The sequence below is a fragment of the Halomonas sp. V046 genome (genome assembly GCF_052645355.1).
The window spans coordinates 1-21,721 of record NZ_JBQXYF010000019.1; the positions used below are offsets into that span (position 1 = coordinate 1).

The following is a 21,721-nucleotide window of genomic DNA, read 5'->3' on the forward strand; positions in this document are numbered from 1 at the left end:
TCTCTGCAGTTGGCACTATGAGCGGGCCGGCGTGGGGCAAACACCGACCGGCAAGGGCGCTACCAATGGTCTCTGCAGTTGGCACTATGAGCGGGCCGGCGTGGGGCAAACACCGACCGGCAAGGGCGCTACCAATGGTCTCTGCAGTTGGCACTATGAGCGGGCCGGCGTGGGGCAAACACCGACCGGCAAGGGCACTACCAATGGTCTCTGCAGTTGGCATTATGAGCGGGCCGGCGTGGGGCAGACACCGACCGGCAAGGGCGCTACCAACGGTCTCTGCAGTTGGCGTTGTGAGCGGGCCGGCGTGGGGCAAACACCGACCGGCAAGGGCGCTACCAATGGTCTCTGCAGTTGGCGTTGTGAGCGGGCCGGCGTGGGGCAAACGCCGACCGGCAAGGGCGCTACCAATGGTCTCTGCAGTTGGCACTATGAGCGGGCCGGCGTGGGGCAAACACCGACCGGCAAGGGCGCTACCAATGGTCGCAGCTGCCAGGGCGGCCGCTGGGCCCTGTCCTGGTCTCGGGAGGCGAGGGTGAAGGCACGTCACACATTCTTGGCGATCGCGATGCTGGCGCTGGGGTTGAGCGGCTGCGCGACAGGCTCAACGTCCCTGTATCAACAGCTTGGGGGGGAGCCGGGACTCGACGCGGTGGTCGAGCGCTTCACGCGACGCCTGGCCGACGACCCCGAGGTGCTGCCGTTCTTCGCCAGCACCAACATCGATCAGTTCGTCGAGGCGTTCACCACCTTGCTGTGCGATGTCAGCGACGGCCCCTGTACCTACAATGGACCGCCGCTGGACCGTTCCCACCAGCACATGGGCCTCACCGATGCCCACTTCAACGCCGTGGTCGAGCACCTGCGCGAGGCCTTGATACAAGAAGGGGTCGCCATCGGCCCACGCAACAGCCTGCTCGGCCGGCTGGCGCCACTCTATGCCGATATCATGCGCCTGCAGTAGGGCCGGGAGCGCCTGCCGGGCGCAAAGGCGGTGTGCCCTGGGGCGTCGCGGGTGGCTAGGCGATGCCGCCGTTGGCGCGAATCACCTGGCCGTTGATCCATTCCGCCTCATGGCGCAGCAGGAAGGCCACCGCCGCGGCGATATCCTGTGGCGTGCCGAGGCGCTCCAGCGGCGGCAGGTTGGCGAAGTACTCGATCTGCTCGGATGTCTTGCCGGTGCGGAACAGCTCGGTGTCGACAGGCCCCGGTGCCAGCGCGTTGACGGTGATACGACGCCCACGCAGTTCCTTGGCGTAGACCCGGGTGAACGACTCGACCGCGGCCTTGGTCGCATTGTAGATGGCGTAGCCGGGCAGGTTCAGGGCCAGCGCCGTGCTCGAGATATTGACGATGCGTCCGCCATCCTCGAGCCGCGCGTAGGCCTCGCGCAGGGTGTTGAAGGTGCCCTGGGTATTGACCTGGAAATGCTGACTAAAGAGCTCGTCGCTGACCTCGGCCAGGGGCATGGTGGTGAGCACGCCGGCGTTGTTGATCAGCGCATCGATGCGTCCGAAGTGCTCCATGGCGGCGTCGAACAGGCGCGCGACGTCATGGGAACTGGCGACGTCGGCGGCCACCGCGATGGCCTGGCCGCCGGCCTGCTCGATCTTGTCGGCCAGGGCCTCGGCGATATCCGCCGAGCTGGCGTAGTTGATGACCACGGCGAAGCCTTCGTCGGCCAGGCGTCGGCTGATGGCGGCGCCGATGCCGCGAGAGCCGCCGGTGACGATGGCAACGCGGGGGGAGTCGGATGGCTGGGGCATGGGAATCTCTCCTTGAGTCGATGCCATGAGCCTCACTCGCTTGGGTGCGGAATGCAAGATGGTCGCGCTCGGTGCGATCGACGCCTGGTTCAGCCTCGTCTAGTTCAGCTTTAGCGGGGCTTCTTCGAGGCCGCGCACGCCTGGCAGCGCCGCTGCCAGGTCGATGATGAAGGTGGCGCCGTCATGGGCGCCCTCGGCAAGCGTCGTCTTGCCCTCGGTGGCCGTGGTGATCAACAGCGTCGTCAAGTCGCGACCGCCGAAGGCCGGGCACGAGGGCTGCTCGGCGTCGACGCGGACGTGGCCGACCTCGCGGCCCTCGGGGTCGAGGCGAGCGACGCGTCCCGCTCCCCACAGCGCCAACCACATGTAGCCGAGGCTATCGACCACCGCGCCGTCCGGATTGCCGGCGTCGGCGCTGAAGTCGGCCCAGGGCTCGGGCTCGATCAGCGCAGGTGGCTCCGTCTGATCCTGGGTGGCACCGGTGACAAAGGCCGCCCCGTCGCGACGCAGGGGAAAACCATCGGGATCGAGGGGCCAGCGCATTACCACGCCGGTCACCGTGTCGGTGAAGTAGGCCAGGCGCCCGTCGGGGGAGAAACACAGGGCATTGGGGATGGAGATATGGCGCCTGAGCACGTGTATCTGCCCCCGATAGAGCCGGTATAAACTGCCGGCGCCGGGCTCGGCGGCCTTGCCCATGGTCGAGAACCACAGGCCGCCCTGGCGATCGAGGCGAGCGTCGTTGCTGCGGGTGATGGCATTGTCGGCCTCGACGTCGCGCCAAGGTGCGAGCTTGGCTTCATCGTCCTGGTGGCCGATGAGGCGGGCGAGGCCATGCTCGGTGACCAGCAGGTCATCGCCGCTGGCCAGGGGCGCGGCGAAGGAGGTCAGGACCGGCAGGGCGGTGACGCGGTGTTCGCGGAGCGCCAGATGGTAGCGATGCAGCTCGCGGCCGAGAATGTTGAGCCAGCGGAACTCGCCGCGAGCGCCATCCCAGCTCGGTCCTTCACCCAGTTCGCAGCGCTTTTCGACGAGCACCTCGGCGTGGCCGAGACAGGGGGACGGCGCGGTGGTGGGCGTGCTCGAGGGGGCGGCAGAGGGGGTATCGCTCATGGAAACTCCTTTCGTCATCCTGGGCCAATGCAACGCGACGACGCGCCCCGGCGCGAGGGACGCGTCACGACTGTCAAGCAGGGTAGGCGCGGTGGCGCGAGCTTACCACTCGGCGACGGAGCCATCCTCGTGCTGCCACACCGGGTTGCGCCAGCGGTGGCCGATCTTGGCGCGCTCCTCGACGAAGGCCTCGTCGATCTCGACGCCAAGCCCCTGGCCTTCCGGGATGGCGCAGAAGCCATCGGCGATAGCCAACGCCGACTTGTCGACCAGATAGTCGAGCACGTCGTTGTCCTTGTTGTAGTGGATGCCCATGCTCTGCTCTTGAATAAAGGCGTTGTGGCACACCGCATCGAGCTGCAACGAGGCGGCGAGCGTCAGCGGGCCGAGCGGACAGTGCGGCGCCATGGCCACATCAAACGCCGAGGCCAGGGTCGCGATCTTGAGGCCCTCGCTGATGCCGCCGCAGTGCGACAGGTCGGGCTGGATGATGTCGACCATGCCATCGGCGAGCAGATCACGAAACGCAAAGCGTGTGTGCAGGCGCTCACCGGTGGCGATCGGCGTCGCCAGGTCCTGGGCGATATGCTTCAGCGCCGGCAGGTGCTCGGGGGCCACTGGCTCCTCGATGAACATCAGGTGATAGGGTTCGAGCTCGCGCATCAGGGTCTTGGCCATGGGGCGGTGCACGCGACCGTGGAAGTCCACGGCAATACCGACGTCGCCGCCTACCGCATCACGAGCCTCGGCCACGCGGGCCACGGCATCATCGATCTTCTTGTGGGAATCGACGATCTGCATCTCCGGGGTGCCGTTCATCTTGAAGGCGGTGAAGCCCTGATCCACCAGCGCCTTGGCGCCAACACCGACGTCGGCCGGGCGGTCGCCGCCGGTCCAGGCGTACATGCGCATCTTGTCGCGCACCTTGCCGCCGAGCAGCTGATGCACCGGCACGCCGAGCTCACGGCCCTTGAGATCCCACAGCGCCTGGTCGATGCCGGCGATGGCGGACATCAGGATCGGGCCGCCACGATAGAAGCCGGCGCGATACATCACGTTCCACAGGTGCTCGATGTTGCGCGGGTCCTGGCCGATCAGGTAGTCGGACAGCTCGTGCACCGCGGCTTCCACGGTGGCGGCACGCCCTTCTACCACCGGTTCGCCCCAGCCGTAGACGCCCTCATCCGTTTCGATCTTGAGAAACAGCCAGCGCGGGGGAACTTGCCAGGTCTTGAGCTTGGTGATCTTCATGGTCGATGCCTCTTGTGAGGGCCGATGGCCCGGTGTTGATGGGGAGGAGGGGGAAAATGGGAAGCGGACGGGCTCACCTCCTGCTCGACGTGGGTGACGCGACCCCGTTGCCCGGTAGCGGGTTGCCCAGGTCCCGGGCGGTGCGCTCCAGCAGCAATTCGGTGGCACGGCGTGCCTGTTTCGGCTGCTTCAGGCGAATCGCCTCGAGTAGTTGGCGATGGCGCTCCAGGCTATCGCTGAGTCCGGGGGCGTTGCTGCCCGATGGCTCGTCCGTCAGGCCATTGTCAGGACCGTCGGCCTGACGTTGCGAGCGCTGGATCAAGGCGACGATGGAGGGCCTCAGCAGCAGTCCCATCTGGCGCCAGACCAGATTGTGGCTGGCACGATAGATGGCGTCGTGAAAGGCCACGTCGTGTTCGGCGTGGGCCAGCCGTTGCTCCGGCGTATCGGCGGTATCCCGCATGCCTTCGAAGGCGCGTTCGATACACGCAAGGTCTTCGCCGGTGGCGTGGTGTGCCGCCAGCTCCCCGATATAGGGCTCTGCTGCCAGGCGAAAGGCGAACACCGCTTCGACCAGTTGCGGGTGGGGGGCGTCCAGGCTCGCCATCCAGCCACTCATCTGCGGGTCCAGCAGGTGCCAGTCGACGATATCGCGCACCAGGGTGCCACGACCGGCGGTGCGCTCGATCAGTCCCGCCGAGCTGAGCTCGGCGAGGGCGTTGCGCACCCGATTGCGGCTGGCCTCGAAGTGCTGGCAAAGATCCAGCTCACGGGGAAAGACATCCCCCGGCTGCCAGAGCCCCGACAGGATCGCCCGGGCCAGCACCTCGGCCAGTACCGCTGCGCCGCGCCCCTCGGTCGGCCTCGGGAGTGAAGCGAGAACGTCCATCGCGGCCTCCATAATGTTCAACGTTACTATAGTTAATGTCTGACATTTCGAGCAAGACAAAACTGCATCGAATGGAGTAGACCTTGGTGGAAGGGGCAGCACTCGGCTCAACGTCTTGGCGCTTCGTCTCTCGTCTGGTGGTAGACGCCCGATCATCGGCACCTTCCGCCATTTTGCTCCGGGAAACTCACTGGCGAGTCGGGTCTGTGCCGCGGTAAACGTGCCGGCTCGAGAAGAGCGTGATTCGACGTCACTCTGCGGTGCAGGATGCCTGGACTGAGTAGCCCGCCATGAGTGATCGACACGACCAGAGCTACAAGCTGCTGTTCAGCGAGTCCACAGTGGTGCGTGACCTGTTGACGGGGTTCGTCGAGGGCGAGTGGGTCGAGCAACTGGACCTGGACACCCTGGAGAAGGTCAGTGGCAGTTTCGTGACGGATGACCTTCGCGACCGCGAGGATGACGTGATCTGGCGGGTGCGCCTTGGCGATGACTGGCTGTACCTCTACCTGCTGATCGAGTTCCAGAGTAGCGTCGATTCCTTTATGGCGCTGCGCATCATGACCTACGTCGGGCTACTGCATCAGGATCTGGTGAAACAGAGGAAACTGGCCAGAGGGCGCCGGTTACCGCCGGTACTGCCCATCGTCCTCTACAATGGAGAAAGACGCTGGAGCGCGGCGCAGGAGCTTTCCGAGCTGATTCACCCCGTGTCGACAGAGTTGGCGCGCTACCAGCCTTCGCAGTCCTACCTGCTGCTGGATGAAGGCGCTATCGTGGCCAGCGAACGCTGGCCACGGGACACCCGTAACCTGGTTGCCGCCATCTTTCGATTGGAGCATCACCATAGCCAGCAGGACGTGATCGACACCATCGGGCTATTGGTGGAGTGGCTGAAATCACCTGAACAGGACAGATTGCGTCGTCACTTCGCGATATGGATCAAACGCGTCCTGTTGCCCAGTTGGGTGCCGGGAGAGGAAGGTGAGGACGAGCAGTGGCGGTCGCTCAACGATCTTGAGGAGGTACATACCATGCTGGCGGAACGTGCCAAACGATGGCCGGAACAGTGGAAGCAGAAAGGACGAGAAGAGGGACGAGAAGAGGGACGAGAAGAAGGACGGCAGGAAGGTCAGGAGAAAAGGAGTCGGGAAGTCGCACGAAACCTGCTCGCGCGCACCGCCATGGATGACCGAGAGATCGCCGAGATCTGCGGGCTCGAACTCGAGCAGGTGGCGACGTTGAGAAATGAAGGGTGAGAAGCACTGAGCCCTGGAGGGAAAGAAGCCTACTTTCTGAGTCCCGAGGTCGGTGCATCAATGGAGAGGTCGGTGCCTCAATGAAGAGGTCGGTGCATCAATGAAGAGGTCGGTGCATCAATGAAGAGATAGGTGAATCAATGAACCACGCATCGGGCGCCGATGACGTGCCAGGGCTGCGGCCTCTCAATCCGATGGGTGTGGAAGCACTATCCAAGCCGGCAATCCTGGGCCATCCACGGGCGTCTCGATGACCAGCTCTGATCCACGGGCGCACAGGCTCAGGGTGAGATGGTCGTCCTGCGCCTGCCAGGCGTGCAGCGTCTGGCCGTGCCGGCTGAAGTCATCGGCGTCGTCGGGTGCCTGGGGCGTCATCAGCGACGCGACCCGTGTCGCCAGCACATGATCGGGGGGATGTCCCTCGAGACAACCCAGCTTGTAGCGGGCCTCGTACAGGGTCCAGGCGCGGTAGAAGGCCGACAGCGGATCCTTGGCGGCACGAATGGCGTCGCGCACCTCGACCTCCGGGAGGGTATCGACCAGACCGGCCAGGCGTCGATGATGGCGCCGATTGACGCCTTCGATATCGACGCCCAGCGGGCACTCGGCGAGGGTGGCGACGACTCGGCCACGGCTGTGGCTCAGACCGGCCCAGAGCCCGGCGGGCAGCCGCGCATGGCGTGGCGGTCCGGCGCCGCGGGGCGACCACTGAGCCGCGGGGCAATCGAGACCGCACTCGGCGGCGAGCCGGGTAAGCAGCTCGCGGCCGAGACGGGACGCCTCGATGCCCCTGGCGGGGGGGGGGCCTGGCCTGTGCCCCGGCGCCACCCTGGCCAAGGCCAGCAGCAGACGCGGGGGACCGGCGTCAGGGCAGGGTGACGACATCGCCCTTGAGCGCGACACCCGCCATCAGCGCGCCGGCGTGGCACTCGTATTCGCTGGTCGAGGACATCTCTACCTGGTCGTAGTAGCTCTCGATATTAATCACGGCGTTGGCGTGCTGCTCGCGGGCGCGCTCCTGCAGGGCGATCAGGGCCGACAGCATGACCCAGCGGCAGGCTTCTTCATCGGTCTTGTTGAAGGCATTGGTCTTGCGGTTGGTGACTACCGGGCCGTGCTCCTCGCTCACTTCGTCGACGCCCTCGCCGAACACCAGGCGAATGCTGGGGTTGAGCTTGTTCTGAGCCTCCGGCGCATTGATGGCTTCCTCGATCGGCAGGAACAGGCGGGTGTCCCGGGCTTCGGCGCTGGCCGCGGCAGTCATGCCGGCCAGCAGCAGGGCGAGGGCGAAATATCCTTTCTTCATCGATGTCATCTCCTTGCGGGGGAATGGCGGCCCGCGTGGGCCACCGACTTCATGGGGCGATCACGACCAGCGCCGGAAGATCAGCGAGGTATTGATGCCGCCGAAGGCGAAGTTGTTGCTCATGACGTACTCGCAGTCGAGTTCGCGGCCGTGGCCGCGCAGGTAGTCGAGCTCGGCGCAGGCCGCATCGGGCCGGTCGAGGTTGATCGTCGGATGAAACCAGCCCTCGCGCATCATCTCGATGGCGACCCAGGCCTCCAGCGCGCCGCAGGCGCCAAGGGTGTGGCCGGTGAAGCTCTTGAAGGCGCTGATCGGCTGAGCGCTGCCGAATACCGCGTGCGTGGCCCGGGACTCGGCGATATCACCACGCTCGGTGGCGGTGCCGTGGGCGCTGACGTAGCCGATCTGCGATGGTGCCAGCCCCGCATCGTCCAGCGCCTCACGAATGGCCCGCTCCATCATCGCGGCATCGGGTTGGGTGACGTGACGGCCATCGCTGTTGGTGCCGAAGCCGACGAGCTCTGCGTGGATGCGGGCGCCCCGGGCCTCGGCGTGTTCCAGGTCCTCGAGGATCAGGCTACCGGCGCCCTCGCCGATCACCAGGCCATCGCGCTCGGCGTCGAACGGGCGTGGCGTGGCCTCGGGGGTGGCGTTGCGGGTGCTGGTGGCGAACAGGGTATCGAAGACCGCGGCCTCGGAGGCGGACAGCTCTTCGCAGCCGCCGGCGATCATCGCCTGCTGGCGGCCGAAGCGAATCGCCTCGAAGGCGTAGCCGATCCCCTGGCTGCCTGAGGTGCAGGCGCTCGAGGTGGTGTGGATACGTCCGCGCACGCCGAGGAAGACGCCGATATTGACCGGTGCCGTGTGTGCCATCATGCGGATATAGGAGTTGGCGTTGAGGCCGTCCGTGGACTTGTTGATCAGCATGTTGCCGAAGTCGGCGACCGCATCGGGTTCGCCGGCAGAGGCCCCGTAGGCGATGCCCAGGGCGCCGCTGGCGACGAGCTCTGCGCCCAGCAGGCCCGCATCGGCCAGGGCCAGTTCGCTGGCGCGGGTCGCCATGCGCGCCCCTCGGCCCATGCTGCGCAGGGCCTTGCGGTGATAGTGCGCGGGCAACTCGAAGTCTTCCACGGGGCCACCGAGACGGGTATTGAGACCCTCGTAGACGTCCCAGCTCGCCATGTGGCGGATGCCGTTGGTGCCGCTCTTCAGGCGCTGGCGAATGCTGACCCAGTCGTTGCCGATGGGGGAAAAGCCGGCCATGCCGGTGATCGCCACGCGGCGGCCGAGGCCGTCGGGACGCAGTGGGCTGGAGCTCATCAGCACATGCCTCCGTTGACGGCGATGACCTGGCGGGTGATGTATCCGGCGTCTTGCGAGCACAGAAAACTCACGGTGGCGGCCACTTCCTCACCGCTGCCGGTGCGCCGCATGGGAATCATCTTGAGCGCTTCTTCGTCGACCACGGCCTCGGTCATGTCGGTGTCGATCAGTCCCGGCGCCACCGCATTGACGGTGATGCGACGCTTGGCCAGTTCCACGGCGAGTGCCTTCACCGCGCCGATCAGCCCGGCCTTGGCGGCGCTGTAGTTGACCTGGCCGCGATTGCCCATCAGTCCCGAGACCGAGGACATGACCACGATACGCCCGGGCTTGCGTCGACGGACCATGGGCATGGTGATCGGCTTGACCACGTTGTAGAAGCCGTTCAAGCCGGTGTCGATGACGCCATCCCAGTCGTCATCGGTGAGGGCGGGGAAGGCGCCGTCGGCGGTGATGCCGGCGTTGCAGATCACGCCGTAGTAGGCGCCGTGGGCCTCGATGTCGGCCTCCAGCGCTTCGCGAGCGGCCACGCGGTCGGTGACGTCGAAGCACAGGATACGCACCTCGCGGCCCAGTTGGCGGATGTCATCGGCCACCGCCTCGGCGGCGTCGCGGCGCTGACGGCAGTGCAGCACGATATCGAAGCCGTCGCGGGCCAGGCGCAGGGCGATGGCGCGGCCAATGCCGCGACTCGATCCGGTGACGAGTAGGGTATCGGTCATGAAGCAGGGTCCTCGAGCATGGCCGCCAGGGCGTCGGCCGAGTCGGGTTGAAAGACGTTGAGGACGGCATGGGCGAGGACCACACCGTCGGCGCCACACAGTTCGCCACGAAAGGCACCGAGGCCGTTATCGGCGCGGTAGTCGAGGTGAATCGCGACCTCGATGGGCGCGCCAAGGGCAAACTGCTCGACCTCACAGTGATAGCGCCGGGCCCCGAGCAGAAAGCCGATCTGGGGCGTTCCGCCCTGGGCGCGGGCGGTGTGCCCCGACCAGGCGGCGATGGCCTGGGCCAGCCACTCGAGGCCGACCCAGCCGGGAATGCCGGGGCCGGCGGTCGCCGAGGTGTCGGCGAAGGGATCGTCGGCGCGGGGCGTGATGCGGGCCCGCAGGTGTTCGTCACCGATCTCGAGGACCTCGTCGAGCAGGCACATGGTCCCGCCATGGGGGACCAGATCGGCGATGGGCGGCCAGGCCGGCGCCGACGGCGCTGTGCCGCTCGGGTCCATGGCATGGCGCCTTGCGTCGGTTGTCTTGTCGCTTGGCGTCGTCATGGTGCTTGTTCCAGCAGCAGGGCGATATTGTTGCCCCCGAAGGCGAAGGCGTTGGTCAGCGTGCGACGCAACGGTCGGTTCGCCGCGGGCGTGGACGAGGCTGTGCGACTTTTCGCGCCCTGGCCGCAGTAAGCCAGGGGCGCCAACGTCGGATCCGGGGCATCCTGGTGCGGTGGCAGGCGGTCGTGGTGCAGCGCCAGCCAGCAGAAGGCCGCCTCCAGCGCGCCGCAGGCGCCCAGGGTATGGCCGGTCAGGCTCTTGGTCGAGCCGCAGGCGACGCCGTGTTCGAACAGCGCCGCCACGGCCAGGGATTCCATGCTGTCGTTTTGGCGGGTGGCGGTACCGTGCAGGTTGAGGTAATCGATCTGGTCGGGACGCACCCCGGCCATGTCCAGCGCCTGGCGCATGGCCTGAAAGGCGCCATCGCCGTCGGGGCGTGGTGCCGAGATATGGTGGGCATCGCTGGACTCGCCGTAGCCGCTGAGCTGGATGCCGCCGGGCTCGCCGGTGACCAGGAACAGGGCGGCGCCCTCGCCGAGATTGATGCCGTCGCGCTCGGCGGCGAAGGGCCGGCAAGGGGCATCGCTGATCGCGTCGAGGGAGGCGAAACCATTGACCGTCAGGCGGCACAGGGTATCGGCGCCGCCGGCGACAACGGCGTCGCACAGCCCGGCTTGGATCAGGCGCCGAGCGCTGGCCAGAGCCTTGGCGCTCGAGGTACAGGCGGTGGACAGCGTGTAGGCGGGGCCGGTCGTTGCCAGGCGCCAGGCGACGAAGTCCGACGGTGCGCCGATTTCATGGCGACAGTAGTGAAAGTCTGGCGGCCAGTCTGTGCCCTCGAGACGCTCGGCCAGCGCCGCTTCGGTCTCGCCGATGCCTGAGGTGCTGGTGCCCATCACCACGCCGATGCGGGCCGCCGGGTGCTCGGCCAGGTAGGCGTTCAAGGTCGGCTCGAGCCGTGTCAGCGCCGCGGCGAGCAGGCGGTTGTTGCGTGAGCGATGCGGCGCCGGCCAGGCGCTGTCATCGGGCAGTGGCGTCGTTACGGCGCCTAGCCACAGGGGCCGACCGGGGGTATAGGCGTCGCTCTGTGTCAGGCCTCGCTCGCCGTTGAACAGACGCGCGGCGACGACACCAAGGTCATCCCCCAGGGGGCAAACCAGGGCCGGCGCGTGGAGTCGGCAGAACGCCCGTGCGGGTGCGTCGGTCACGTCGGTCTCGTGGGTCAGGTCTGAGGGCATGGCGAATCGTTATCTTGATGGGTGTCGGTGTCGGTGTCGGTGTCGGTATGGGCGTCGTGGCGGGGGCCGCGTGCGGCGCCGCGGTCCGCTGAGTCGCCCAGCGACGAGACGCTGAGCCGAAAGTCGGCCTCGATATCATGGATCACCCGGCAGGTCGGCGTCATCACCAGGCGGGCGATCAGGTCGTCGTCACGGTAGATGCGGCGCTCGTCACCGGCGTGGTCGATCGACCAGTCGCTGCCCGCGAAGGCCGCCTCGAGCTGGGCTTCTGGCCACAGGCTCCAGCTCAGACGACTGGCGAGCCACTCGGCGGTGAACGGCGGATCGAAGGCCGCGCCGGGCAGGAAGCGAGCGCCCTTTGCATCGCGCACCAGGGTCAGCAGTCGCTGGCCCTGGGGGCTTAGCAGCGCGAGCTGCAGGCGTTGCCTGTCATGGCGCAGCACGCCGATCAGGACACGGGTCTCGGCGTCCCGGGTGAAGGTCAGGCGCTGGGTGTCGGGCCCGGCCGGTGGCAGTGACGCCAGCGCCGGTGGCGGCGAGACGGGAGGCACCAGACTGCAGGCGCCAAGCGCCAGGACGAGGCCGGCCAGGAGCGCCATGGGCAGCAACGCTGCGACACGACAAGGGGCCGTCGGGATCTGGCTCATGGGTCGGTGACCTCGGCATCGAGGGCACAACGTTCGGCCAGGCTGTTGAGCCGGCGCCGACTGGCCGCGACGAAGGGGTTGGTGGCGTCCCAGGCGTAGCCGGCCAGCACCGAGGCGATCATTTCCTTCACCCGGGCGGGCTGGGCCGGATGGAAGATGATGCGTGGCAGTCGGCCATCGTACCAGGCGTCGACGAACTCCCGAAACGTCGCCACACCGCGGCGCAACGGTTGCTCGAAGGCGTCGTGCCAATCGACGTTCTCGCCCTCGAGCTGGCGTGCCACCAGGGGCGCGGCCCGCACGGCGGAGTCGAGGGCGATGGTGACGCCGGAGGAGAACACCGGGTCGAGAAATTCCCCGGCATTGCCGAGCACCGCGTAGCCCGGGCCGTGCAGTCGGGTGATGTCGGCGGAATAGCCTTGTAGGCGCTGGACGTCACGCACCGCCGTGGCGTCCTTGAGCAGACGCGCGTAGCGCGGCTCCTCGTTGATCAGCGTCCACAGGCGTTCGTCGTCATCGGCGCCGGCGGCCGCTAGCACCTTGGCGCTGGCCACGACCCCGACCGAGGCCCGCCCGTGACGAAACGGAATCAGCCAGTACCAGACGTCGGCATGGCGTGGATGGACGCCGATCAGGATCTTCTCGCGGTCATGCTCGGCGGCCTCGATGCGGTCCTCGACGTGGGTGAAAAGCGCACCACGAGTGGGCAGGCTCGAAGGCTTGTCGAGTGCCTCAAGACGCGCCAGTACGCGACCGTAGCCACTGGCATCGAGAACGAAGCGCGCGGATAGCGTGCCACGCTCACCGCCGTCGGTGGTGTAGTCGAGCTGTGGCTGGCGGGCGTCGGCCCGGAAGTCGGTGACCGTGACGCCGAAATCGACGTCGGCGCCGGCGGCCCGGGCCGCGTCGATCAGGCGCTGATCGAAGTCGGCACGCTCGACCTGCCAGGTGGTGCCGGGGCCGGGGCTGAACTTGTCACGAAAATCGATCGAGGCGTAGGCCTCGCCGCGGCAGAAGGCGGCGCCATTCTTGGGCTGAAAGTCGCCGGCCTCGGCGGCCGCCAGGAGGCCGCAGGCGTCGAGGTATGGCATGCACTGGGGCAATAGGCTCTCGCCGATGGAGAAGCGCGGGAAGTGGCTGCGCTCCAGCACCCTGACGCGATACCCCGCGCGGACCAGCCACGATGCCGCCGCCGCCCCTGAGGGGCCGGCGCCAATGATTGCCACGTCGGTAGTGTCATGCTGGTCCATGGCGGGGGATCTCCTGGGTAGTGGAAAGGCGTTGACCGTCGGGTGTCGGGTCGGCTGTTGGGCCTTGGCCCACGACGCCCCGGGCCAGCGGCACCAGGCACCAGGTGGCGATCAGGCCGATGAGGCAGGTGGTGCCGAGAAAGTGCAGCGCCGGCGTGGCGCTGAAGGCGAGCAGGCCGAAGGCGAGCAGGCTGGATGCACAGGACAGGCTGATGGCGAGCCAGGCGCCGGGGTCGGCGGGGTGTTCGGTGCTGAAGATCCCGGCATCCAGCCCGATGCCCAGGACCAGCAGCAGGCCGAGCAGGTGAAACAGTGTCAGAGGAATGTGGCCAGCCGCAAACACGCCCAGGGTGATGATCACCGCACCCACCGGCGGCAGCAGCACGCGCCAGGCCCGGCGGCGATAGCGCCAGCCGAAGGTCAGCACCAGCAGGGCGAGCGCGACCGCGAGCCATTGCAGGATCTCGTCGCTCAAGTCCGCAAGCTGGGCCGACAGGGCCTGGACCCGGTCACGGTAGATCACGTCGTCGGACTCGGCCAGTCGCGTCAGTGCCGCCTGGCCTGCAGCGTCGACATCGCCAATCATCACCAGCGCACTCGGCGTGCCGCCGGCTCGGCGGGTGTCCTCCAGCCATAGCGCGCGGTCCGCTTCACCGGCTCGCGACTCGAGCCAGGTGGCGGGCGTCAGCACCGGTACCTCCTCGAGTGGTGCGCCGAGCCTGTCCTCCAGCGTGGCGGGCAGGCCGGCGTCGTCGAGTAGCCCAGCAAGTGCCTCGGAGTAGCGCTGGCGCACCCGCGCCAGGTTGGCCTGTTGGGTCGCCATGGAGGGGACCGCCTGGGCCAGGTGCTGGTAGGAGGCGATGTGGCCATTGCGCTCGAGCTCGGCGAGTGTCGGCGTCAGCGTCTCGAGGCGTTGCAACAACGCCTCGCTGGAATCGGCACCGACCAGCAGGTAGCGCAACGTAGCCGGTCGCTCGAGCAGGGTCTGCACGCGGTGTTGCTGGTCGATCAACGAGGCCGGCGACGGGTTGAGCTGGCGCAGGTCGTGGCTGGTGCTGCCCTGGCCGATGGCCAGGGCGATGGCGGCGACGAGCGCCAGGCCGACGCCGGCATAGAGCCCGGGGTGGCGGCGGGTCAGGCGCAGGCGATTCAAGCGCCGGGCGATGGATTGAGTGGCCGAATGCGGATGCAACGGCAATAGCGGTAGCCACAGACGCACGCTCAGCCAGGCGCCGATCAGGCCGAGGGCGGTGAAGGTGGCCATCTGCCGCAGCCCCGGCATGGGCGTCGCCAGTTGTACGAGATAGGCGCAGAGGCTCGAGAGCAGGCCCAGAGTCAGGCCCGGCCACAGGCGGGACAGGGGACGAGCGGGATGCAGCTGTCGGGCGCACTGCAGGTGCAGCGCATAGTCCACCGAGATGCCGATCAGGCTGGCACCGAAGGCCAGGGTGATCAGGTTCAGCGAACCGAACAGGGTCCAGGTCAGGGCGCCGGCGAAGACCAGGCCGGTGGCCACCGGCAATAGCAGGGTCGCCAGCACGATGGGGCGGCGGAAGACCAGGGCCAGCAGCGCCAGGATGCCGAAGAGCGAACCGAGGCCGATGGTGGTGATCTCTTGCTGGGCCTGCCTGGCGCCCGCCGCCGCATGGAACACCAGCCCGGCGCGCAGCAGTCGAACGTCGGGGTGAGCCGCGCCGAACTCGGCGATGGTCTCGGTCAGGGTGCGCTGCACGGCCATGGCATAGGGACTGGCCGTCAGGGTCGCGCCGATCAGGCTCCACTGGCCCTCGGCCGTCGCGATACTGGGGCTACCGTCCTGCCAGCTCAGCGGTCCCGAGAAGCGCTCGCCGAGCCAGGCGTCCAGCAGGCCGAAGGGATCGCGGGAAAGGTCCGAATCGACGCCGGGGGTAAACAGTCGCGACAGGCCCCGTTGGCGCCAGGCCTGGGCATCGTCGTGGGTCAGGTCATCGGCCAGCAGGCGGTAGCGATAGGGTGCCAGCAGGCGGTCGGGGCGCGCGGGAGACTGGCTGTCGAAGGCGGCGATGATGCCGCTGGCGTCGAGTCGGCGGCGCAGGTCCTTGGCGGCGGCACGGGATTCGGCGTCAGTGGTGCCCGCCACCAGCAGCATGAAGCGTTGCTCGAAGGTTGCGCTCAGCTTGGCGTCGGCCTGGGCCAATCGCTCGGTGCCATCGGTCTCCGGCAGCAGCGCGGTGATGCGGGTATCCAGGGGGGCTCCGCGCAGTAGCTGCGAGGCCAGTATCAGCGCACAGACGACCAGCACTGCCGCCCAGGCCCAGGCGGCGTGTCTGGCCCTCGCGCGCGCGCGGAGGCCGCCACTTCGCGGCGTGGGAGGTGTCACGGGGCCTCGGCCCCGCCGGGCAGGTCGGCGCAGTCGACCGGCGTCAGGCCGAGCGCGAGCTGGTCGCCGTCGACGAAGGCCACCTCCAGGCGTTCGACCGCATCGCCGCCGCTGAGGCTGACGCCCTTAAGGCGTTCGGCGATGGCCGCGTCGCGCGGTGCAAGCTCGGCCTGCCAGGCCGCCATCGAGCCGCTGAGATCTACCCGGAAGTGGTGCTCGAGGCTATCCCAGTCGCCTTCCAGCAGGCCGGTCAGCACCGGCAGCAGCGCCTTGAATCCCGGCGGGAGGTCGCGGTTGTCGGCGGAGAGCTCGATGCGGTCCTCCACCGGGCTCAGGGTCTGCCACACCAGTCCCGAGGGGTGGCGACGGAAATAGCCGGTGCTTGGCAGTTCGGTGCCGAGGTCTTCCATCCAGCGATGCTGCTCGAAGGTCACACAGGCTGGTACCTCGTGGCTTAACCGTTCGCCGAGGGCATCCAGATCGAGTGCGTTGGTGGCCGGGCCGGTAGCGGCGACGGCTAGCGCGGTGCTGGCCCACAGACCCCAGGTCAATAGGGTGGCCGAGGCCACCAGGAGGGACGCTCGTATCATGACTGAGTCTCCTGCCAGGCGAGCAAGCGCTCGATAAGGGCGTCGGGCGAGACCAGGCGCATTTCGCGATCATCGAGGCCAACCGCCACCTGCACCGTCCAGGCGCGAGTCAGGCGCTTGTCGGTGTCGGCACAGCGGAGGGTGTAGTCGACCTTGAGGCGGTGCTCCCACTCGCTGAGGCGTGCCTCGATGCGCAGGCGTTGGGCAAACAGCGCCGGGGCGGCGTAACGCAAGCGCAGGTCGATCACCGGCCAGGCAAAGCCTGAGGCGCGCATCTGCGGGTAGTTGTAGTCGATGGCGTCCAGCAGTCGGCAGCGGGCGATCTCGAGATAGCGCACGTAGTGGCCGTGCCAGACGACCTCCATCATGTCGACATCGTGAAACGGTACCTCGAGCTCGATTTCGGCCCGGGGCAGGGGGCGATCATCCGGCGTCATACAGGCTCCAGTGGCGGAGACGAATCAGGCCGCAGAGGCGATTCAAGTCGTGATCGAGGGCGCGGTCCTCGCCGAGCGGCGCGATGTCCTCGCGCAGGCGATCGACGAAGGCCGACAGGCGGTCGGGAGTGGGGTCGCTGGCGGCCAGTCGGCTGCGCAGCTCGACGCCCTGGGCGGCGGCGTGCAAGGTGGCCGCGGCGACCTGTTCGACCAGGGTGAGGACCCGCAGTGCGTCGCGGGCGGCGATGGTGCCCATGCTGACCTTGTCCTGGTTATGGCATTCGGTGGAGCGTGAAAACACGCTGGCCGGCATGGTCAGCTTGAGCGCTTCGGCGGTCCAGGCGGAGGCACCGATCTGCACGGCCTTGTAGCCGTGGTTCAGCGCCAGGCGCGCGGGGCTGGCCCCGCTCAGGTTGCTCGGCAGGCCGTGGTTGTAGCGGCTGTCGACCAGCAACGCCAACTGGCGGTCGAGCAGGTCGGCGAGGTTCGCGGCGGCCTGCTTGAGGCTGTCCATGACGAAGGCCACGTGGCCACCGTAGAAGTGGCCACCGTGCATGACCTTACCGGCCTCGGCGTCGATCAGCGGGTTGTCGTTGGCGCTGTTGAGTTCGTTGGTCAGAAACTGGCGCCACCAGGGCAGGGCGTCTTCGACCACGCCGATGACGTGGGGCGCGCAACGGGTCGAATAGCGATCCTGCAGGCGTGGCGAGTTGCGCGGCGTCGCGGGGGCATGAAGATCCTCGCGCAGGCGAGCGGCCACCCGTTGCTGGCCTGGATGGGGCTTGGCCGCGAACAGCTCAGCGTCGAAGTGGTAAGGGTTGCCGTCCAGCGCCTGCACCGACAGCGCGGTGATGCGCGTGGCAAGCCCGGCTAGGTAGTCGCAGCGGGCGAAGGCCAGCACACCGAGGGCGGTCATCACGGCGGTGCCATTCATCAGCGCCAGGCCTTCCTTGGGCTTGAGCCGATAGGGCGCCAGTCCGCGCTCGGCCAGGGCCTCGGCGGCGGGGCGTCGCTCGCCGCCATCGAACACGTCGCGTTCACCGCACAGCACGGCGGCGAGGTACGACAGCGGCGTCAGGTCGCCGCTGGCACCGACGGAACCTTCCTCGGGGATGACCGGCATGACGTCGTGTTCCAGCAACCAGGTCAGGCGCTCGAGGAGCTCGAGACTGACCCCGGAAACGCCCTGGCACAACGACACCAGGCGTACCAGCACCACCGCGCGGGCGGCTTCTACGCTGAGGGCTTGGCCCATGCCGCAGCCGTGAAAGGTGAATAGCTGGTGGGGCAGGCTGGCGATGTCCGCGGCGGCGACCGGGCGCGTGCAAGCATCGCCGTAGCCGGTGGTGACACCATAGACGACGCCATCTTCGTCGAGCAGGCGCTCCAGAAAGCGCTGCCCGCGGGTAATGCGAGCACGGAATTCGGGGGTATCGGCCAGCGCCACATGGCGCTGGCCTTCGGCCACCGCCAGCACATCCTCGAGGCAGAGGGCTTGGCCCGAGAGGATCAGCGGGGAGGGTGGCTCAGCGCGATGCGTCATGGTCGAAGGTCTCTTGGGCGTGCCAGAAGGGAAAGAAGTTGAACCACTGCAGTGGATGACGCCGCACCCGCTCAGCTAGATCGTCGGCGTGGCGTTGCATGGTTGTCGCCATCCAGGTGCCGCGGTCGCGCCGCGATAGCCGGGTGGTGTCATCGATGAGATCGAAGTCGACCAGGAAACCGTCGCCTTCGCGCACACAGGCCAGGCGATAGAGCCGGCAGCGCAGCAGCGTGGCGAGAACGAACGGGCCGTCGGGGAAGGGAGCCTTGGCGCCAAGGAAGTCGAGGGAACGGGTGCGCCCGTCGTTGGGCGGGGCGCGGTCGGCGGCGATGACCACGAAGCCGCCACCGCGGATGCGCTCGTCCAGCCGCTGGGCGCTGGCCGGAGAGATCTCGCTGACCTCGAGGATGTCGGGCTGACGACGGCCGGTGGCCCGTTCGAGCAGCTCGTTGAACTTGCGCGCGTTGCGAGTGTGCATGATGACGGTGAGGTCGAGGCTCGGGTGGCGCTCGCTCAGGGCGTTGACCACCTCCAGGTTGCCGTGGTGGTCGACCAGTATCAGACCACCCTGCCCCTCGTTGACGGCGGTAGCGAAGCGCTGGACGCCATCGCCAGCGAGGCGCGAGGGCGGGTATTCACCGTTCCAGGCGGCGACCTTGTCCATCAGCGAATAACCGAAGCTCAAGAAGTGCCGGAAGCTCCGGCGCCTGAGCGCCAGAGGGTGACGGCCGAGATGCGGCTCCAGGCGCCGCCAGTAGTCCCGCGAGGCGCGCCGGGCGAGGCGGTGCGAGGCGTAATACCACAGGATCACCGGCCATAGCAGCAGCTTGAAGGGCCAGTCCCCGAGGCCCCTCAGCTTGACCATGAACAGCATGCCCGAGAGGGTGCCGCGCTCGCCGATGCTGGCCCAATGCTGGCGGCTCATGGCGCTTGTTCTGCGGCTCATGGCTGTCTCCTGGCGCTCATGGCTGTCTCCTGGCGCTCATGGCTGCCTCCTGCGACGCCGTATCAGGCTCGGGACCCGCGGCCACATGGCGAAGAACAGACGGGCATGCATCAGGCTGAGCTGGGCGTTGTCGCGACCCATGGCGTAGTGGCTCACCCCATGGGCGGGATAGTGGACACGCACCGGCAGGTTGTGGAGGGCGCCGCCCGACCAGTACCAGCGGACCAGTACTTCGGTGTCGAAGGTCATGCGGTTGCCGCAGTGGTGCCTGTCGAGCAGGGCATTCACCGCGGCCAACGGATACAGGCGAACGCCGCACATGGTGTCGCGGATATGGCGTGACAAGGTGTTGATCCACACCCAGACATGGGTGGCGTAGCGGCCATAGAGCCGTGCCTTCGGCACGCTGTCGTCATAGCAGGCGTAGCCCACCATCAGGGCCTCCGGCGCCTGGTGCATGGCCGCGAGGAAGGCCGGCAGATCGTCGCTGTGATGCTGGCCGTCGGCGTCTACCTGCAACCCATGGCTGTAGCCGAGCCGCTCGGCCTCGGCCAGCCCCGAGCGTACCGCGGCCCCCTTGCCACGGTTGCGCTCGTGGGTGACGAGATGATGGCCGCCGGCCTCGAGACGTTCCAGGGCATGACGACAGGCACCATCGCAGCCATCGTCCACCAGCACCACCGGCAGGCCCTGCGCCGCGAGCTCGGCGCAGACCGCGGCGATCGTATCGGGATGGTTGTAGACGGGCACGATGGCACAGGGGCGCAGCTCAGGCATCGCGGGGCTCCTGGACGAAACGGACGCGACCGCTGGCGTGTCGCCCCAGGTTCGAGTCGAAACCGAAGGCGATCCCGTCGCTGCGATGCTCCAGGGTCAACGCCAGACGTTGACCCGGTAGCAGAACCTTCTGGAACTTGAGGCGCTCGACGCCGCGAAAGGCGCCAAGCCCGGTGAATGTCTCGCGAGCGTGGTGGATGGCCCATTGGATCATGACCACGCCGGGCACCAGGGGGAACTGGTCGAAATGGCCTTGCAGGTAGCGCAGCCGCTCCGGAACCTCCAGGGCGATGACGTGCTTGCCGTCGCATACGCTGGCACCCAGCCAGCGTGCCAGGCGATCATCATCGAGGTCGTCGAAGGTGCGCCTTAGTGTGGCGTGATCGCGCTTGCCCTGGCTGTTGATCGGCAGCGCCTGCACAAAGCGCCAATAGCGGGGAATGGCGACGGGCTCGAGCAGCGTCGCGAGATGGTCGCGCAGCGTCGTGACCAGTGCGCGGCGGCTGGCATGGTGGTGGGGCAGTGTCTCCGCGGCCATTGCCACCACCACGCCGAGGCGGCCATCGCGTCGCTCAAGATCGAGACAGTGAGCATCGTCGATGGTCGCGTATTGGCGCAGGTATCGTTCGGTAGCGGTCAGCGAGATGCGCTTGCCGCCGATCTTGGCCACGCGGTCGCTGCGGCCAAGCAGGCGAAAGCCGTTCGCCGCGGGCTCGACTCGGTCGGCCTGTTGCCACCATTCCTGGGGGCTGGCGAGAAACGGCGAACGCAGCGACAGGGTGCCGTCGCCGAGGGCGATCTCGACATCGGGCAATGGGGTCCAGGCTTCGCTCAGTGTCTGGCGGCGATGGGCGATGCCCCCGGTTTCGGTACTGCCATAGAGTTCGATCACCGGCGCGCCCAGCAGGTGTTCGCAGCGCTGTGCATCGCGCAAGGCCAGCGGCGCCCCGGAGGAGAACACCATGGCCGCGGACGGCCACGACAGATGCTCCGGGAGCCGCGAGAGCTGGGCCGGGGACGAGACCAGGCGTGCGCCGAGTCCGGCGTCGCTGGCCTCGGCCAGGCGCTCGGCCATGGCCTCGGGGTAGCGGTTCTCGGCGCCGCAGAACGGCACACCGTGGCACAGTGGGCGCAGGATGCCGGTGAGCAGCCCGTAGATATGCTGGTGGCTGACCTGGGAGATCACGGCGGCGCCTTCCAGCGGCCACAGCTCGGCCTGACGGTCGAGCTCGCTTTCGAGCTGGCGAAAGCGCTTCGGCTGCATCACCGGCTTGCCCGTGGAGCCGGAGGTATAGAGCACCACGGCTTCGGCCTCGGGGTCGATCGGCACCGGGGTCGGCGGCGGTGCCTGGCTCGGCGGTGGCGGCGTTGCCGGCAGTGAGCCTTCGACCAGAGGCGTGAGACGAGCCAGGGTCTGGGGACGGTCGTCGCCAGGCAGCACGGCGCTGCGACCGGTTTCCCAAAGTGCCAGCAACGCGGCGGTAAAGGCGCGTGGGTCGGGTTCAATGACCAACCAGCGGCCCATGGGCTGGGTGGCGAGCCATACCCGCCAGGCGTCGATGCGCCCGCGTAACTGGTCGGGGCGACACCAACGCTCGGGCAGGGCTCGAGGAGGACTCAAGGCGCGCCGCCAGGGCGACTGCGTCAGCGGCAGATAGTGGCCCGGGGCGGCTGGTCGCTCGGCATCCGGCGACAGCGTCGCCGTGCTGGCCGTGGCGGAGCTGTGGTTGTCGCGGTTATTCATGGCGCTATTC

General features: G+C 67.7%; 21 protein-coding genes. 2 read left to right on the top strand and 19 right to left on the bottom strand.

Annotated elements, in window-relative coordinates:
* Nucleotides 1-964 (top strand): group I truncated hemoglobin (locus tag ACUN9Y_RS20145; protein WP_445462524.1); only part of this gene is annotated, 964 nt, incomplete at its 5' end.
* Nucleotides 965-1,019: 55 nt separating this feature from the next.
* Here the strand turns inward: ACUN9Y_RS20145 and ACUN9Y_RS20150 are convergent.
* From ACUN9Y_RS20150 to ACUN9Y_RS20165, 4 genes are all read right to left on the bottom strand, one after another.
* Nucleotides 1,020-1,766 (bottom strand): SDR family oxidoreductase, encoded by a 747-nt coding sequence (locus ACUN9Y_RS20150; RefSeq protein WP_445462525.1) that lies wholly within the window; start codon nucleotides 1,764-1,766, stop codon nucleotides 1,020-1,022.
* Between the two features lie 99 nt (nucleotides 1,767-1,865).
* A complete protein-coding gene (locus ACUN9Y_RS20155) occupies nucleotides 1,866-2,879 on the bottom strand; it encodes an SMP-30/gluconolactonase/LRE family protein (RefSeq protein WP_445462526.1) in 1,014 nt (337 codons plus the stop codon).
* A gap of 102 nt (nucleotides 2,880-2,981) precedes the next feature.
* On the bottom strand, nucleotides 2,982-4,130 hold the full coding sequence (gene dgoD, locus ACUN9Y_RS20160; protein ID WP_445462527.1) for a galactonate dehydratase: 1,149 nt from the start codon (nucleotides 4,128-4,130) through the stop codon (nucleotides 2,982-2,984).
* A 73-nt stretch (nucleotides 4,131-4,203) separates the two neighbouring features.
* Nucleotides 4,204-5,019 (bottom strand): FadR/GntR family transcriptional regulator, encoded by an 816-nt coding sequence (locus tag ACUN9Y_RS20165; protein ID WP_445462528.1) that lies wholly within the window; start codon nucleotides 5,017-5,019, stop codon nucleotides 4,204-4,206.
* Between the two features lie 290 nt (nucleotides 5,020-5,309).
* Here ACUN9Y_RS20165 and ACUN9Y_RS20170 point away from each other — a divergent pair, with 290 nt between their 5' ends.
* On the top strand, nucleotides 5,310-6,278 hold the full coding sequence (locus tag ACUN9Y_RS20170; RefSeq protein WP_445462529.1) for an Rpn family recombination-promoting nuclease/putative transposase: 969 nt from the start codon (nucleotides 5,310-5,312) through the stop codon (nucleotides 6,276-6,278).
* Between the two features lie 186 nt (nucleotides 6,279-6,464).
* Here ACUN9Y_RS20170 and ACUN9Y_RS20175 read toward each other — a convergent pair whose 3' ends face one another.
* The 15 genes from ACUN9Y_RS20175 to ACUN9Y_RS20245 all read right to left on the bottom strand — a co-directional run bounded on the left by ACUN9Y_RS20175 (nucleotide 6,465) and on the right by ACUN9Y_RS20245 (nucleotide 21,711).
* On the bottom strand, nucleotides 6,465-7,163 hold the full coding sequence (locus ACUN9Y_RS20175; protein WP_445462530.1) for a 4'-phosphopantetheinyl transferase superfamily protein: 699 nt from the start codon (nucleotides 7,161-7,163) through the stop codon (nucleotides 6,465-6,467).
* Nucleotides 7,144-7,584 carry an excinuclease ATPase subunit gene (locus ACUN9Y_RS20180; protein WP_445462531.1) on the bottom strand — a complete coding sequence of 147 codons (441 nt, stop codon included), beginning with the start codon at nucleotides 7,582-7,584 and terminating at the stop codon, nucleotides 7,144-7,146. The genes ACUN9Y_RS20175 and ACUN9Y_RS20180 overlap by 20 nt, the downstream gene beginning before the upstream one ends.
* A gap of 60 nt (nucleotides 7,585-7,644) precedes the next feature.
* Complete coding sequence (locus ACUN9Y_RS20185) at nucleotides 7,645-8,904, bottom strand: beta-ketoacyl-ACP synthase (RefSeq protein WP_445462532.1); 1,260 nt, start codon at nucleotides 8,902-8,904, stop codon at nucleotides 7,645-7,647.
* The gene (gene fabG / locus ACUN9Y_RS20190; protein ID WP_445462533.1) at nucleotides 8,904-9,629 is read right to left on the bottom strand and encodes a 3-oxoacyl-ACP reductase FabG; all 726 of its coding nucleotides are present in this window, start codon (nucleotides 9,627-9,629) and stop codon (nucleotides 8,904-8,906) included. Before fabG ends, ACUN9Y_RS20185 begins: the two co-directional genes overlap by 1 nt.
* Nucleotides 9,626-10,180, bottom strand: a complete 555-nt coding sequence (locus ACUN9Y_RS20195; protein ID WP_445462534.1) for an ApeP family dehydratase — start codon at nucleotides 10,178-10,180, stop codon at nucleotides 9,626-9,628. The genes fabG and ACUN9Y_RS20195 overlap by 4 nt, the downstream gene beginning before the upstream one ends.
* On the bottom strand, nucleotides 10,177-11,418 hold the full coding sequence (locus ACUN9Y_RS20200; protein WP_445462535.1) for a beta-ketoacyl-ACP synthase: 1,242 nt from the start codon (nucleotides 11,416-11,418) through the stop codon (nucleotides 10,177-10,179). The genes ACUN9Y_RS20195 and ACUN9Y_RS20200 overlap by 4 nt, the downstream gene beginning before the upstream one ends.
* Nucleotides 11,403-12,065 carry a DUF3261 domain-containing protein gene (locus ACUN9Y_RS20205; RefSeq protein WP_445462536.1) on the bottom strand — a complete coding sequence of 221 codons (663 nt, stop codon included), beginning with the start codon at nucleotides 12,063-12,065 and terminating at the stop codon, nucleotides 11,403-11,405. The genes ACUN9Y_RS20200 and ACUN9Y_RS20205 overlap by 16 nt, the downstream gene beginning before the upstream one ends.
* On the bottom strand, nucleotides 12,062-13,315 hold the full coding sequence (locus ACUN9Y_RS20210) for an NAD(P)/FAD-dependent oxidoreductase (RefSeq protein ID WP_445462537.1): 1,254 nt from the start codon (nucleotides 13,313-13,315) through the stop codon (nucleotides 12,062-12,064). Before ACUN9Y_RS20210 ends, ACUN9Y_RS20205 begins: the two co-directional genes overlap by 4 nt.
* Nucleotides 13,302-15,596 carry an MMPL family transporter gene (locus ACUN9Y_RS20215; protein WP_445462538.1) on the bottom strand — a complete coding sequence of 765 codons (2,295 nt, stop codon included), beginning with the start codon at nucleotides 15,594-15,596 and terminating at the stop codon, nucleotides 13,302-13,304. Before ACUN9Y_RS20215 ends, ACUN9Y_RS20210 begins: the two co-directional genes overlap by 14 nt.
* A 74-nt stretch (nucleotides 15,597-15,670) precedes the next feature.
* On the bottom strand, nucleotides 15,671-16,264 hold the full coding sequence (locus tag ACUN9Y_RS20220) for a LolA-related protein (RefSeq protein WP_445462539.1): 594 nt from the start codon (nucleotides 16,262-16,264) through the stop codon (nucleotides 15,671-15,673).
* Complete coding sequence (locus ACUN9Y_RS20225; protein WP_445462540.1) at nucleotides 16,261-16,701, bottom strand: acyl-CoA thioesterase; 441 nt, start codon at nucleotides 16,699-16,701, stop codon at nucleotides 16,261-16,263. Before ACUN9Y_RS20225 ends, ACUN9Y_RS20220 begins: the two co-directional genes overlap by 4 nt.
* Entirely contained in the window at nucleotides 16,688-18,244 is a 1,557-nt protein-coding gene (locus ACUN9Y_RS20230) for an HAL/PAL/TAL family ammonia-lyase (protein ID WP_445462541.1), read from the bottom strand. Before ACUN9Y_RS20230 ends, ACUN9Y_RS20225 begins: the two co-directional genes overlap by 14 nt.
* The gene (locus ACUN9Y_RS20235) at nucleotides 18,228-19,190 is read right to left on the bottom strand and encodes an LpxL/LpxP family acyltransferase (protein WP_445462542.1); all 963 of its coding nucleotides are present in this window, start codon (nucleotides 19,188-19,190) and stop codon (nucleotides 18,228-18,230) included. Before ACUN9Y_RS20235 ends, ACUN9Y_RS20230 begins: the two co-directional genes overlap by 17 nt.
* Nucleotides 19,191-19,226: 36 nt before the next feature.
* A complete protein-coding gene (locus ACUN9Y_RS20240) occupies nucleotides 19,227-19,967 on the bottom strand; it encodes a glycosyltransferase family 2 protein (RefSeq protein ID WP_445462543.1) in 741 nt (246 codons plus the stop codon).
* On the bottom strand, nucleotides 19,960-21,711 hold the full coding sequence (locus ACUN9Y_RS20245) for an AMP-binding protein (RefSeq protein WP_445462544.1): 1,752 nt from the start codon (nucleotides 21,709-21,711) through the stop codon (nucleotides 19,960-19,962). The genes ACUN9Y_RS20240 and ACUN9Y_RS20245 overlap by 8 nt, the downstream gene beginning before the upstream one ends.
* Nucleotides 21,712-21,721: the final 10 nt, after the last annotated feature.